Source organism: Kitasatospora misakiensis (genome assembly GCF_042656005.1).
In the GTDB taxonomy this organism is placed as follows: domain Bacteria; phylum Actinomycetota; class Actinomycetes; order Streptomycetales; family Streptomycetaceae; genus Kitasatospora; species Kitasatospora misakiensis.
The window spans coordinates 68,703-82,519 of sequence record NZ_JBHSOF010000041.1 but is presented as its reverse complement, the minus strand read 5'-3'; the positions used below and the strand labels follow the sequence as shown (position 1 = coordinate 82,519).

At 75.5% G+C, this 13,817-nt stretch carries 8 protein-coding genes; 3 read left to right on the top strand and 5 right to left on the bottom strand.

The window, feature by feature from the left end; all coding sequences use genetic code 11:
* Positions 1-181 precede the first annotated feature (181 nt).
* The gene (locus ACFP3U_RS26770; protein WP_380228247.1) at positions 182-1,621 is read right to left on the bottom strand and encodes a serine/threonine-protein kinase; all 1,440 of its coding nucleotides are present in this window, start codon (positions 1,619-1,621) and stop codon (positions 182-184) included.
* A 317-nt stretch (positions 1,622-1,938) separates the two neighbouring features.
* Here ACFP3U_RS26770 and ACFP3U_RS26765 point away from each other — a divergent pair, with 317 nt between their 5' ends.
* Positions 1,939-6,036, top strand: coding sequence for a hypothetical protein (locus ACFP3U_RS26765; RefSeq protein ID WP_380228246.1), 4,098 nt, complete (start codon positions 1,939-1,941; stop codon positions 6,034-6,036).
* 87 nt (positions 6,037-6,123) lie between these two features.
* On the opposite strand, the gene ACFP3U_RS26760 is transcribed toward ACFP3U_RS26765, so the two are convergent.
* Positions 6,124-6,774 (bottom strand): HAD family hydrolase, encoded by a 651-nt coding sequence (locus ACFP3U_RS26760; protein WP_380228245.1) that lies wholly within the window; start codon positions 6,772-6,774, stop codon positions 6,124-6,126.
* Positions 6,771-8,348 (bottom strand): prenyltransferase/squalene oxidase repeat-containing protein, encoded by a 1,578-nt coding sequence (locus ACFP3U_RS26755; RefSeq protein WP_380228244.1) that lies wholly within the window; start codon positions 8,346-8,348, stop codon positions 6,771-6,773. The genes ACFP3U_RS26760 and ACFP3U_RS26755 overlap by 4 nt, the downstream gene beginning before the upstream one ends.
* 751 nt (positions 8,349-9,099) lie before the next feature.
* On the opposite strand from ACFP3U_RS26755, the gene ACFP3U_RS26750 reads away from it, so the two are divergent.
* Complete coding sequence (locus ACFP3U_RS26750; RefSeq protein ID WP_380228243.1) at positions 9,100-10,299, top strand: hypothetical protein; 1,200 nt, start codon at positions 9,100-9,102, stop codon at positions 10,297-10,299.
* 80 nt (positions 10,300-10,379) lie between these two features.
* Entirely contained in the window at positions 10,380-12,587 is a 2,208-nt protein-coding gene (locus tag ACFP3U_RS26745) for a tetratricopeptide repeat protein (protein ID WP_380228242.1), read from the top strand.
* A gap of 49 nt (positions 12,588-12,636) precedes the next feature.
* On the opposite strand, the gene ACFP3U_RS26740 is transcribed toward ACFP3U_RS26745, so the two are convergent.
* Both ACFP3U_RS26740 and ACFP3U_RS26735 read right to left on the bottom strand, forming a co-directional pair.
* Positions 12,637-13,194, bottom strand: a complete 558-nt coding sequence (locus ACFP3U_RS26740; protein ID WP_380228241.1) for a DUF6545 domain-containing protein — start codon at positions 13,192-13,194, stop codon at positions 12,637-12,639.
* Positions 13,187-13,741 (bottom strand): ParH-like protein, encoded by a 555-nt coding sequence (locus tag ACFP3U_RS26735; protein WP_380228240.1) that lies wholly within the window; start codon positions 13,739-13,741, stop codon positions 13,187-13,189. Before ACFP3U_RS26735 ends, ACFP3U_RS26740 begins: the two co-directional genes overlap by 8 nt.
* Positions 13,742-13,817 lie beyond the last annotated feature (76 nt).

The following is a 13,817-nucleotide window of genomic DNA, read 5'->3' as shown; positions in this document are numbered from 1 at the left end:
ATCTTGGACGCCCTCTGCCCTTTGGCGGGCCGGAACTTCGGATCTACTCGTCTAGGGTCCGCTGAGATCCGCAGCGAGGGGTGAGCCCCCGTACGACCAACGGCCGGTCTCCGCGTCCTGACGCGGAGACCGGCCGTGCGTGGTGGGCTGGAGCGGTGCGGATTCCCCGCCCGGGTTCAGGTCAGGGGCGGCGGCAGGCTTCGCGGCTGGAGGGCTGGCCGGGGGTCGGCGGGGGGACGCAGATGAAGCGGCCGTCGGCCGGGTCCTGGCTGAGGTAGCGGCCGACGCACTTGCTGCGGCCGTGTGCGGTGCAGAACGCGAGGGCGCTGTCGCCGTCCGGGAAGTCGCCCGTGGTGTAGATGACCCAGTAGCCGGGGTTGAGGGACTTCCAGTCGTTGCTGTTGAGGAGCCGGGCGCCGGGGAGCTTGCGCTGGAGGGTGAGGAGTTCCTGGTCGAGCGCGGTCCGGTCGGAGCCGTGCGGGACGGCGGAGAGTTGGGCGATCCAGAGGCCCGGCGCGGTCGGGGTGGGCGTGGGGGAGGCGGTCGGCGAGGGGGTGGCGACGCCGGGGCCGGGGCCGGCGGAGGGCGAACCGGGCAGTGCCGCGTACACGCCGACGCCGGTGGCGGCGAGGGCGGCGACCCCGAGGACGGCGGCGGCCGCCCGTGGCAGGCGCCGCCGCGTGCGGGCGCCCGTCGGCGCGGCGGAGGTGGCGGCGGTGGGGCCGGTGCCCGGGGCGAGCGGTGGCAGCCGGCGGGTCGGCTCGTCGCCGCCGACGGGGGAGGGCTGCTCGTCGCGGACGGCCGCGAGCGCCCTGGCGGTGTCGTCGATGTCCGGCCGGCCGCCGGGGTCCCTGGTGAGCAGCGCGGTGATGACGGGGGCGAGCGGGCCGGCGTGCGGCGGGGGCGGCACGGGCTCCTCGCAGACGGCGACCAGGACCTCCCAGACCGAATCGCGCCGCATCGGGTTGGTCCCCTCGACGCACGCGTACAGCAGCACGCCGAGCGACCACAGGTCGCTCGCGGGGCCGGCCTCGGCCTCGGTGCGGCGGATGAGCTCAGGGGCGAGGTACTCGGGGGAGCCGATGATGTCGCCGGTGGCGGTGAGGGTGTGGGAGCCCTGGAGCGCGGCGATGCCGAAGTCGGTGAGGACGGCGCTGCCGTCGGGGCGGACGAGGACGTTCGCGGGCTTCACGTCGCGGTGCAGGATTCCCGCGGAGTGGGCGGCGCGCAGGGCGGCGAGGACGTCCAGGCCGATCCGGGCGGTCCGGACGGGCGTCAGCGCGCCGCCGCGCAGCAGGGTGTCGAGCGGGGTGCCGTCGACGAACTCCATGACCAGCCAGGGGTGCGGCCGGTCGTCGACGACCTCGTAGATGGCGACCGCGCCCGGGTGGTTGATCCGCGCCAGGGCCCTGGCCTCGCGCATGGCGCGCTCGCGCAGTAGGGCGGTGCGCGCGGGGTCGTCGTGGCCGCCGGAGCGCATCTCCTTGAGGGCGACGTCGCGCTCCAGGGCGGGGTCGTGGGCCCGCCAGACGGTGCCCATGCCCCCGGCGCCGAGGCGTTCCCGGAGTTCGAACCGCCCGGCCACCACATCGCCGACGGCCCGGGCGTGTCCGCGCGTCATGCCTGACCTCTCATGCTTCCCCTCGATGCACCGCGATCGACTCCCCGCCCGGCGGACCGGTGGCGTCGGCGGGCGCTGCCGGTCGCGCGCAACGGCACCTCCACGGGCCCGGACGGCGATCCCTCCGGATTCTCCAGGATTCTCCCGGATCCGCTCCGTGGCGCCGAACCGCAGGTGGCGGTGGTCCCGGACGGTGCCGGGGGCCGCTGTCGTCGATCAGCGGACGATATCACCGGGTGGACGCCGTCCCGGCTCCCCGTGGTTGCGCGGCCGGAGCGCCGTTGTCAGAGGTGGTCGTTAGGCTGCGGAGGCGCCGGGTGAGCACTGCCCGGCGGGTGGACAGCACGGGGGAGTGGTGGGTCATGGTCGGGGAGATCGGTGCGCAGGGGTACGTCGCACGGCTGGAGGACGCGAAGGTCGTCTTCCGCAACGAGCGCGGGCGGGTCCTGAAGAAGGTGCCGCCGGTGCTGGCGGGGCATCCCGGCCTGCCGGGGCTGTTCGGGCTCGCCGACGGCGTCGTGGCGCACCGCCGGGCGTGCGGGCAGGAGGCCGAGCGGCTGGTGCGCGAGGGCGTCGCGGTGCCCGTTCGGGTGGTGGAGCTGCTGTCGGTGGACGCCGCCTGGGCGGAGGCGCTGGCGCAGGCCGGTCTCGTGCCCGCCGCCGGGGGGCCGCAGGGGGAGGACGGCCTGCTGGTCCGTCGCTACCGTCATCCGGCGCTGCCCGGCGCGGAGCGGGTGGTGCTCACCGCCGAGGACGCGGCGCGCCACCGCGACCGGCTGATGGTGCACCAGGGCTGGGAGCCGGTCGGCTCCCTGGCGACCGGTCTGCCGGCCGCCGGGGCGATGCCCTTCCCCGAGTCCGCGCTCGCCGCGCACCCCACCCGGGAGCGGGAGGTGCTGCACCACCTGGAGCGCCTGGAGCAGGCCACCTCGGCCTGGCGGGTGTGGATGAAGCGAGACGTCGACGCCGTGCTCAAGACCGTCGCCGCCGCCGACCCCGCGCTCTCGCGCTGCTTCCTGGACGGTGTGGCGGACCTCTGCCTGCGCCACGGCGGGGAACGGGCCGATGCGGCGGCGTGGTTCGCCCGCGCCAGGACGGCGGAGCGCACCGCCGGCGAGCACGTCGACCAGGAGTGGCTGGACGCCCGCTACGCCGCCGTGGACGCCGCCGGCGCGCTCACGGACACCGCGTTGCGTGAACGCGTCCGCCAGGTCACCGCGCGCGGCGCCGACCGCGACGCGGCCCGCCGGACGCTCGCCCTGCTCGGCGACCGCACGCTCCGCGAGGGCCTGCGCACCGGACTCGCCGCCGACCTCGTCCGCACCGCCCGCGCCGCCGGCCTCGACCCCGCGCGCGAACTCGCCCGGCTGGCCGGCCGGCTGCTGCCGGCCCGCGACCTGTGGCACACGGCCGCCCAGGAGTTCTGGGCCGCGCTGCTCGCCGACCCCGCCTGGGAGCTGGTCCTGGCCGACCGCCCGGACCTGGCGCGCGAGGTGGCCGCCGCCGGACCGCAGTCCGGCATGCCGGACACCGACCTGACGCTGGACTACCTGGAACGGACCGGCGCGCTGGCCCACCTCACCGCCGCCCCCGACGCGGGCGGCGCCGCGCCCGGCACCGCCGCCGACTGGCTGCGCGCGCTGGTCGTCCTGGCCGACCGGTCGTTCCGTACGGCGTCCCGACCGGTCCTTCACCGGCTCGCCGCGCTGCTGGCGCCGCGGATCACCGCCGACGGCGTGCCCGTCGACCTGCCGTACCCGAGTCGGTGGGACCGGAAGGCGCAGGGGTCCCCGGCCCTGCGGCTGGGCCTGCTGGACGTGCTGCTGGCCGCGGGCGCGCCGGTCGCCGATCCGCCGCCGCGGCTCGCCGATCCGTACCTGCACCGGGTCGACACGGCGCCGCGCCCCGCGCTGTCCGCCCTGTGCGCCGATCCGCGGTTCGCCCGCGAGCTGCGGGCCCTGCTGCGGGCCGAGTGCGAGCTGACCAACGGCGGGGACGCGCACAACCTCTGGTACCAGCCGCACGACCCCAAGGGGTGGGCGAAGGTGCCCACCCTGGCTGACACCGGGCCGGGGCGCGAAGCCCTGGCGCAGTGGTGCGACGAGGAACTCGCCGAGCTGCCCTTGCTCGACCTGGACGAGGTGGCGCTGCTGCTCGCCCGCTTCCAGCACCTCGGCGCCGCCGTCACGCTGCTCGCCGACCCCGCCCGGGCCCGGCGGCTGGCCGCCGTCGACGTCGCCGCCCTGCTGCTCGACGCGGTGCGGAGGAACGCGCCGGAGCAGGCGTTGGACCGGGCGGGCGCCGAGCTGCTGCTCGGCGCGGTCGAGGCGCGGTCGGTCTTCCGCGAGGGTGCCGCGGGCCTGGTGCGCCAGCGGATCGGCCGGCTCCTGGAGGTCGAGGAGGAGCAGGTCGGCCGGGAGTTCGCCCGCCTGGTGCAGATCGCCGCGAACTGCCGCGACGGGCTGGCCCACCTGGTGCCGCTGCTGACCCCCGAGGCCGCCGCCGGGACGGACGCTCCTGCCGTGTCCGACGTACCTGCCGTGCGCGACGTACCCGATGTGCCGGTCGCCCCAGCGGAGCCGGTGCGGGTGCGCGTCGGCCGGCTGCTGCGCGAGGTGGCCACCGGGAGCCCCGTCTGGGACGGCGACCTCGACCGTCCGAGCGCGATCGTCGCGGGCGTGTCCGCCGCCTTCCCGTACCTGGTCGTCGACTGGCGGACCGAACTGCTGCGCGGCGACGCCACGAGCCTCGACCGGCTGCGCGAGTTCGCCGGCCTGCCGTTCGTGGCGGAGCAGGGGCCGGGCCGCTGGCGCACCGTCACCCTCGGGCGCCCGGGCCACCGGCCCACCCCGCCGACCGGCCACGCCTTCCGGACGGCGCTCTCGACCGCGCTCGTCCTCCACAGCAGCTTCAACCGCTCCGAGCTGCTGGAGTACGCGCCCGGCGGCACCTTCCCCGAGGACGGCCCGCTGGCCGCCGCCGACTGCGAGGTCCAGACCCGGACCGACCTCACCGCGCACATCGACGCCGACCTGCTGCACCGCTACCTGGAACTGCTCGCCGACCGCGGGCCGCTGCCCGCCCGGCCCGACACGGCCGAGGAACTGGCCCGGCGGCTCGCGCTGACGACGGCCGAGGCGGGCGCCCTGCTCGCCGTCCGCACACACCACCGGGACCACGAGAGCGCCGCCGAGAAGGAGATCGTCCGCCGGATCGGGTCCGACGCCGTCCGGGAGTTCCGCAACCGGCTGGTGCCGGCCGACCCGGAGCGGCTGTGGACGCACGGGCCGGACGTGGAGCGGGCGGTGGCCTGGTGGCACGAGCGGTTCGGCGCGCCGCCGGTCGACGCCGAACTGCTGGCCCTCGCCGGGCGCGAGATCCGCTTCCCCACGGGGGAGTGGGCACCGGCCGGCCCCGGCCCCGCGGTCGACCCGGTCCCGGAGGGCCTGCGCAGGCGCTGCCGACGACCGGAGGCGCTGTTGGCCGCCGCCCTCGCCCCGGAGGCCGGTCCCGACCGCGCGCCCGCGCCGTTCGCCTCGCCGTACGCGATGGCGTGGCTCGCCCACCGCACCCCCGCCGGTCACCCGCTGCGCCCCGCCGTCGCCGCGGCCGCTCTGCGCGTCACCGCCGAGTTCGCCGCCCACCGGGAGGGCACCGGGCCGGCCTGGCGGGTCTTCTCCGTCAACCTGCGGTCGGCCACGGGTAGGCCGCCGTCCACGTCGGCCCTGGCCGCCCTGCCCGGCGTCGAGGTGGTGGACGACCCGGCCGCGGGGCAGTGGCACGTCCTGGTGCGCCCCGGTCTCCTCGCCGGCGCCGAGGCTACGGTCCTCGACGCGCTCGACGACTACTACGACGGCTTGAAGCCCTCGCAGGCTCTGCCGGGCGGCTCCGGCCTGCCGGCCCTCGCCGATCTGCGCATCCTGCTCTCCGGCGACCTGGAGGCCCTCGGCCGCCACCTCGCCGAGGACGCCGGCCGTACCCCGGGCTGGGAACAGGACCCGCGCCGCAGCGCCCCGGACGTCGTCACCGCCTGCGCGGCGGCCCTCGGCCTGACCGCGGACGCGGCGGCGCTGTACCTGATGCTGCTCGCGCTGCCCGACCCGACCGATCGCCACATACGGCTGTGGACGGGCTGGACGGCGGCCGAACTGAAGGCCGCCCAGCAGCGGTTGGGCGCCACCGGCCTGGTGGTCACCGCCCGCCGTTCCCGCGCCGGGCGCAGCCTCTTCCTCCCCGGCCCGTGGCTCGACCTGAAGACCCCCCGACTGCCGGTCGAGGCCGACCGGTTCACCCACCGCACCCTCGACCCGGGGCGCGCGAGCACCGCGCACGCCGTCCTCGTCCCGACCCGCCCCCTGCCCGCCCTGTTCGCCGCTGCCTGGCAGGCCACCCAGCCCGGGCCCGAACGGCCCTGACACGACACCGCAACTGCCCGCCGCCGCTGCCGCAGCGGCGGGCGGCTCGGGCCGGGCTGCCGCCGCTGCGGCAAGGGGGTCGGCCCATCAGGGCCGGCGCGCGTTCCAGGTGCGGTCGCGGATGTCGATGACGGGGATGCCGGCCCCCAGCGCGGCGCTGATGCCCTCGTCGGTGTTCTCGAAGGCCAGGCACTGGTCGGGAGGTACGGCCAGGCGTGCGGCGGCCAGCAGGTACGCGTCCGGCGCCGGCTTGAGGCGGGCGACGTGCTCGCGGGCGACGACGGTCCGGAACAGGCCGTCAAGGCCTGACGCGGCCAGGCCCGCGCGGACGACCTGGCCGTCGTTGGCCGAGGCCACCGCCAGTGGAACGGCCGCCGAGGCCAGGTGGCGCGCGGCGGCGCAGACCCGTGCCACCGGGCGGGCCCGGCGCGCGAGGGTGAGCCAGTGTGCGCGGGTACGGGCGACGAACTCGGAGTCCGTGTCGGGAAGGCGGAGGCCGAGGTCGCGGTGCAACAGTTCGCGCAGGGCGGTGAGATCGGCCAGCGGGGCGTTGTGCAGCCAGGGCTCGGGGACGGGCAGGTCCAGGTCGGTGAAGCTGGCCCGGGCGGCGTCGGTGTTGAGGGTGCTGGTGTCGACCAGTGTGCCGTCGAAGTCGAAGATCACGGCGGTCGGGCTCAGCGCCGCGAGGAGCTCCCGGTCGGGCGCCGACGCGAGGGGACCGGTGGCGGCCGGGTTCATCGGTCGGCCCCGGCCGGCTGTGCCGGCTGTCGCGCGGGGGTGAGCGTCTGGCGCAGCGCGCGGGCGGTGAGGGCGTGGATCTGGACGCCGGTGGCGCTGAGGAAGGGCCGGGGGCCGTACATGAGCGGCAGGTCGGTCCACGTGCCCTCGTCGGTCTGGGCGTCGACGAGGAACCACAGGGCGCGCTCGACGGCCTCCCGGGGTGCGGTGCGATGGTGCGTCAGCGCGGTGACGGCCAGACCGGTGGCGGCGGGGCTGGAGTGGGATTCACCGGGGACGCGGGGCCAGCCGCCGTCGGGGCGCTGGGCGGCGAGCAGGGCGTCGGTGGTGGCGCGGGTGTGCGGGCCGGGTGGGAGCAGGGTGCTGATCTCGGCGGCGCCGTACGCGGGTGGTATGTACCAGTCGCTCGGCCAGTGGCCTTGGGCCTCTCGGTCGGCCAGCCAGCGGCGGGCGGGGTCGAGGTCGATGCCGGGCAGGGAGGCGGCCCGGATGCCGGCCACCATGTGGGCGACGACGTCGGGGACGGGGTCGTCGTCGCTGGAGTGCCAGGTGGTCCACAGGCCGGCCTCGGTCCGGCAGCGGCGTGCGTAGGCGGTGGCGGTGGCGCGGACCCGGTCGGCCCATGCGGTGCCGGCCAGGGCGAGGAGGGTGTTGCCGGTGGTGTCGTTGTCGGAGTCGAGCGCCGCGCCGCACGCCCAGCCGCCGTCCTCGTTCTGGGCGGAGGCCAGGAAGGCCTGGGCGGCGTCGAGTGCGTCCGCGTCGAAGTCCGGGTGGCCTCGCAGGGCGCGGACCATCAGGCCGGTGTCCCACACCTCGCTGACCATGAAGCGCCAGGTCCCGTCGGGGTGCTGGTCGGCGAACAGGCTCTCCCGGCACCGGTGGGTGACCGGATCGTCCGGCGCGGTCCGGGTCAGCGCCAGGTGCAGCATGCCGGTGACCAGGGGCATGCCGTAGTACGAGCCGTCCGCGGACTGCGCGCGCCGGAACGCGTCGAGGGTGCCGGCAGCCGGGGGAAGACCCAGGGCGGAGCGGGCGACGGCCTCGAAGGCGAGCAGCATGGTCCGCTGCCACGGCTTGAGTCCGCTGCCCCGTTCGTGCCCCAGCGCGGCCTCGGTGTCGGACAGCAGCTGAGGGGCGTGGGCGCCGGGTGCGCCCAGGGCGCAGGCCAGGGCGTGCAGGTACAGCGCCCGCCGCGAATGCGGGCCTGCCGCCGCCGACAGCTCGCTGAACGCCGGGACCGCTCCGTCCGCGGTGGCCACCTCGACCAGCCACCGGTCGGCGGCGGCCACGAACGGGTCGTGGCGTTGCGGGGTGGCGGTCCGGAGCCAGGAGACCGCCCGCGCCCGTGCTCGGGCGGCCCGTTCTCCTCGGATGTGTGCCAGTGAACAGACGGCGACCGCGTTCTCCAGAATGCGCGGCTGCGTCGGCATCCGCCAGGCACCATCGGCGTCCTGGGACTCGATCGCGAACCGCGATGCCTTCGCGAGGCACCGCGCGCCCGCGGCGGCGACACCCGCCATGCCCTCCGTGGTGGACGGCCCGCGGCCGTCCACCGGCGCGTCAAGGAAGTGCACCGACCCCACCCTCTCCGGCGGCGTGCCCCGATGGCACCCCTCGTGGACCGGCCTGCTTCACCGCACACCTCGGTCCTGCGGAATGACGGGCGATCAGCCGCGTCGTCGCTGCCCACGGTAGCGGTCGTCAGTACCGCAGGAGCATGACATGGGTCACTCGCCGCTCCTGGTCCGGCGATCTCCTGTCCAGGAGGCCCTGGCGATGCTTCCTAAAGTCCTCGGTGAATCATTTCAGTTTATATTCTGGCGCGGCGTCAGGGCCGGTTCGGCGCTGCGGATTCGGACGCGGTGGGGGCGTCTGCCGCCTGCGGAAGTCGGCCTCGACCTGCGAACTCCCGTGTCCTCAGGCGTGATTGTTGTGTGGAGGCGGTGTGCCGGTCTCTTGACGCGGGAGACGTGGATTCACCACTCTTGGGCCCTGGCCGAGCTGATGTGGCTGAGGTGAAGTTTCCAATTCATCTCAGCTCATGTCTGCTCGCGGCCTCGACCGTCTGTCGTGGAAGGAGGTGTCCGTCATGAAGAAGATCGTCGTCCGCAAGGCCGGTCCGGTCCGCCTGACCAGCACGGCGCGTGCGCTGTACCTGCCGTGGGACTGCAGCGTGCAGCTCTGATCCGACCGCCGGATCCGGGGGAAACGCGGTGCCGGTCGGGCACCTGACGACCGGCACCGCTCCACCCGCCCACCCCGCCCGCTCCGCGCGCCCCCTCCGCCCACCTCGCCCCCTCCGCCCACCTCCCGCAAGGAGGAACCGTGCACTCCTCCGTGGACAGCAACTCCAACGCCCCGGGCCTCGACCTGGACCGGCCGCTGCCCCTGCGCCGGCTCGTCTACCTGGAGGAGGCCGACGAGGTCACCATCGGCAGTCCGGAGACCGACACCTATGCCGTCTTCCCGGCCGACGGCGCCGAGCTGGTGCGGATGCTGGCCGACGGCGTCACGCCGCGCGAGGCCGCCGAGCGCTACCGGGCCGCCCACGGCGAGAGCGTGGACATCGCCGACCTGGTCGAGGTCCTCGCCGACCTCGACCTCCTCCGCCCCGCCGACGCACTGACGGCCGAGGTCGCGCCCGTGCGCGGGCGGCGCCTGGGCGGGCTGCTGTTCGGGAGGCCGGCCCTGTTCGGCTACGCGCTCGTCACGGCCCTCGCCGCGGTCGAGATGATCCGGGTGCCCGCCCTGGTCCCGCGGGCCGACAACCTGTTCTTCAGCACGTCCTACACACTCGTCGTCCTGATGCTGTTCTTCGGACAGGTGCCGCTGCTCGCGCTGCACGAGGCGTTCCACGCGCTGGCCGGTCGCCGACTCGGGCTGCGCTCGCGGCTCTCGGTCGGCCGCCGGCTGGTGTACCTGGTGCTGGAGACCTCGCTCGACGGTCTGGTCAGCGTGCCGCGCCGACAGCGCTACCTGCCCATCCTGGCGGGCATGCTGGCCGACGTGCTGGCGATCGCCGTCCTCACCCTGGTCGCCGACGTGACGCGCGGCGGCGGTGCGCTGGTCGCCCGGCTCTGTCTCGCGATCGCCTACGCCACGGTGCTGCGGCTCGCCTGGCAGGGCTTCTTCTACCTGCGGACCGACCTGTACGTCCTGCTCAGTACGGTGCTGGGCTGCGTGAACCTGCACGCCGCCGCGGTCGACGTGCTCCGCAACGCGGTCCGGCGGGTCACCGGGCGGCAGCCGGTGGACCTCTCGGTCCACCACCCGGTCGACCGGCGGGCCGCCCGCTGGTACGCCTGGCTGATGGTCGTGGGCTACGCGTTCACCCTCACCATGTTCGCCGGTGTCGTGGTGCCGACGGCCTACCGGCTGCTGCACGACATGTGGGTGCGGATCACCGGAGAGGGGTCGCCGGCCGGTCGGCTGGACTCGCTCGCCCTGCTGCTGCTGAGCCTCGGACAGGTCGCCGCCGTCGTGGTGCTCGGCGTCCGGGAGCGCCGCGCCGCCCGGACGATCTGACTCCCAGGACGGAACGCCGGCTCCCGCGCCGCGTCACCTCCGCCCCACCTCCCCGTCACCGCACGAAAGGCAGCTGTGCCATGGCCGAACACCGCCACCACTGGGTCCGCGCCGCCCGGCGCCCCGCCCGCCTCGACGCCCGCGCGAAGCTCGACCTGCCACCCGTGCTCGCCGTGGTGAACGCCGACCGCCGGCTGCGCGGGCCCTACACGGCCGTCGGGTCGATCCTGCGCGCGACCGTCCCCGACGCGCTCGCGCGCTGCCCCGAGGCCGTCGCCGGACACGACATCGAGATCCTCTCGACCACCCCCGAACTGCGCGACCTGGTGCCCGCCACCCGCGAGACGCTCACCTCGCTCGCGGTGCCCAAGGAGCGCACCCGCTTCTACTCCGCGCTGCGCACCCTGCGCATCGCCCACGGCCTGGTCGAGTTCCTGGAGGCGTACCTGCGCGCGCTCGGGGCGGGCCCGCACACCCTGGTCGTCGAGGACGCGCACCGGGCCGACCCCACCGACGGGGAGTTCCTCGCCGTCCTGCTGCGCCGGATCGACCCGGAGCTGCTCACCGTGGTCGTCACCACCGGCACCGAGCCGTTGGAGCGCCCGATCGGCCCCGGTCGGGAGACGCTGCCGGACGCCCTCGCCGCCTACTGCCGAGTGCTCGACCTGGCGGACGAGGAGCCCGCAGCCGACCAGGCACCGGCCGGCCCTGGGCAGGCCGCGCTCGGCCGCGCCCACATCGCCGCCGACGGCGTCGGCGACGACCCCGCCGAAACCGCCGCCTACCTGGCGCTCCCGGCCGACGAACGCGCCCGCCTGCACGACCTGCGGCGCGCGGAGCTGGAGACCGCCGGCGAGTCCTCGCTGCGGCTGGGGGCCATCACCTGGCACGCCGAGCACGGCAGTGACCCGTCCGGCGCCGGGGCGGACACCCTGCGCCACGCCCTCGACCACTGCATGGACCTCGGCTACTACCACGCCGTCGTGGAGCTCGGCGAACGCGGCCGGCGGCTGGTGACCCACGAGAGCAACCCGACCCACTGGTGGGCCTTCACCACCAAGATGACCACCTCCTTCGCCGCGCTCGGCCTGGCGGAGCGGGCCCTGCCGCTCTACGAGGAGGCCCGGGCGCTCAGCACCTCGCCCGAGGTCCACATGCAGGCCGCGTACGCCACGGCCATGCTGCACACCCGGCACTTCGAGGCCGGGCGCCGCGACCACCAGTTGGCCCGCGCCTGGGTCAACCAGGCCATCGCCTTCGCCCGTTGGCACCCGGACCCGAAGGAACGGGAGGCGCGCGTCGTGTTCAACCGCAACGGGCTCGCGCTGATCGAGGTCCACCAGGGGCGCCCGGCGGCGGCACTGGCCCTGCTGGACGCCTGCATCGCCCAGCTCGACGAGACCCTGGAGCCCCATGAGCACGCGCTGCACCGCTCGGTGCTGCGCTACAACCGCGCCCAGGTGCACGCGGCCCTCGGCCACCACGCCGAGGCCGTCGCCGACTACACCGCGGTGATCGAGTGCGACCCCAACTACGCCGAGTACCACTTCGACCGGGGCATGCTCTGGCGCGACCTCGGCGAGCCGGAGCGGGCCCTGGCCGACTACGAGCAGGCCATCCGGCTCTCCCCGCCCTTCCCGGAGGCGTACTTCAACCGGGCCGACGTCCTGGCCGAACTCGGCGACACCGAGGCGGCGGTGGCGGACTTCGGCTACGTCCTGCAGCTCGACCCGGAGTTCGACGACGCCCGGCTGAACCGGGCCGCCCTGCTGCTCGACGCGGGCGCGCCCGACCTCGCCCGGGCGGACATCCTCGCCGGGTTGGAGCGGACGCCGAAGAACGCCCGACTGCTCAGCCTGAAGGGGCAGTTGCTGGTGGCCGAGGACGACCTCGCGGCGGCGGCCGAGGCCTACCGGGACGCGCTCGCGGTCGACCCCGAGTACGCCGAGGCCTGGGCCTTGCTCGGCGGACTCCGCTACCAGGAGGGTGACTTGGACGCCGCGGGAAGCCACCTGGTACGCGCCGTGGAGCTCTCCGCGGAGCCCGGCATCCGGTTCAACCTGGCCGTGGTCCACCACGACGCCGGGCGGTACGGCGAGGCCGTCCGACTGCTGGACGAGGTGGTGGAGGCGACTGAGGACGTGGACGCCCGTCTGCAGCGCGCCCGTTGCCTGATCGGGCTCGACCGGACGGAGGCCGCCAGGGCCGATCTGCGCGCCTGTCTGGAGGCCGACCCCGGTGCGGCGGAGCAGGTGTACGAGCTGATGCCGGAGCTGGCCCGGGCCTGAACCCGCCCCCGTCCCTGGGGCCTGAACCTTCCCCGCCCCCGCCGTCCGCTCACCCTTGTGCGACCGGCGGGGGCGGCAGGGCGGGACCGGGCGTCGCGGCCCCCGCCAGCTCCGCACGCACCCGCCGCCGGACATGCGCCATGACCGGTGAACGGCGGTACGCGCGAGCCACCTTGGCCAACCACGCCGCCTCCTCGCGGAGCCCGGCCGCCAACGGGTGCGGCACCCACCCCCCGCCGGGACCGACGGGGAAGCGGTGCCCGGCCCGGGCCGCCTCCAGCGCCGCCGCGACGGTGGCGGCCTCCACCAGGACGGCGAACTCCTCCGTCCCGGCCGGGCGGACCACCTCACCCACCCAGAACGGCACCCGAGGGTGCAGGTACGGGCGGAGGGACAGCTGGCCGTCGCGGATCTCGATGATCCGGCGGAACAGCGCGAAGCGGATGCCCGGTCGCCGCCCGCCCACGGATCCGAACCGCTGCTCCGGCGTGACGAGTTCGATCTCCGGCAGCTCGGACCGCAGCACCGACCAGAGCGGCCCGAGCCGGCGGTGGTCGGACCAGTCACGCACCGGCCCGCCCGGTGCTCCTGTCTCCTGGTCAGCCATGCCGCACCGCACCACAGGCCCGCGCTCCGCCGATCCCGTACCCCAACCGGAGGATCCCTTCCGCGAGTTGCCCGATCACCGTGGACGACCGCGGGCGCTGCAGCACCCGGTGCAGGGTCAGCGAGGCGACGAGCTCCGCCTCCTGCTCCTGCCGCTGCGTGTAGGCCGACCGGCCGAGCACCCGGCGGACCAACTCGCCCGACAGTCGGGGTGCCAGGCTGTCCTGGACGACCGCGCTCAACCCGGCACCGCCGCCGGTGTGTCCGCAGAGCAGGTGGCCGATCTCGTGCAGCACGATGTGCTGTTGGTGCAGTGCGGTGGTGTCCGCCGCGTAACCGATGTAGTCCGCCCGGTCGGTGCTGATCAGCACACCGCACGGCGAGTGCGCGGGGCCGGAGAGCGGGACCAGTTCGATGGGTCTTCCGCGCAGCCGGCCGAGCGAGTCGGTCAGCGCCCGGATGCCGAAGGGCTCCGGGAGCGGTATCGACTCCGCGACCCCGCGACATCGTTGCCAGAGCCCGCGCTCAACCCCACCCGGATACTCCACGCCCATACCCCCCGGTGCTCGACCCCCAAGTCGGGAGGCGATCCTACGGACGGGGAAGCGCCGGGAGAACCGCTTC

Bases quoted from the DNA above. Each gene is read 5' to 3' on its own strand.
- ACFP3U_RS26770 (WP_380228247.1), bottom strand. From the start codon at position 1,621: ATGACGCGCGGACACGCCCGGGCCGTCGGCGATGTGGTGGCCGGGCGG.
- ACFP3U_RS26760 (WP_380228245.1), bottom strand. From the start codon at position 6,774: ATGAACCCGGCCGCCACCGGTCCCCTCGCGTCGGCGCCCGACCGGGAG.
- ACFP3U_RS26740 (WP_380228241.1), bottom strand. From the start codon at position 13,194: ATGGCTGACCAGGAGACAGGAGCACCGGGCGGGCCGGTGCGTGACTGG.
- ACFP3U_RS26745 (WP_380228242.1), top strand. From the start codon at position 10,380: ATGGCCGAACACCGCCACCACTGGGTCCGCGCCGCCCGGCGCCCCGCC.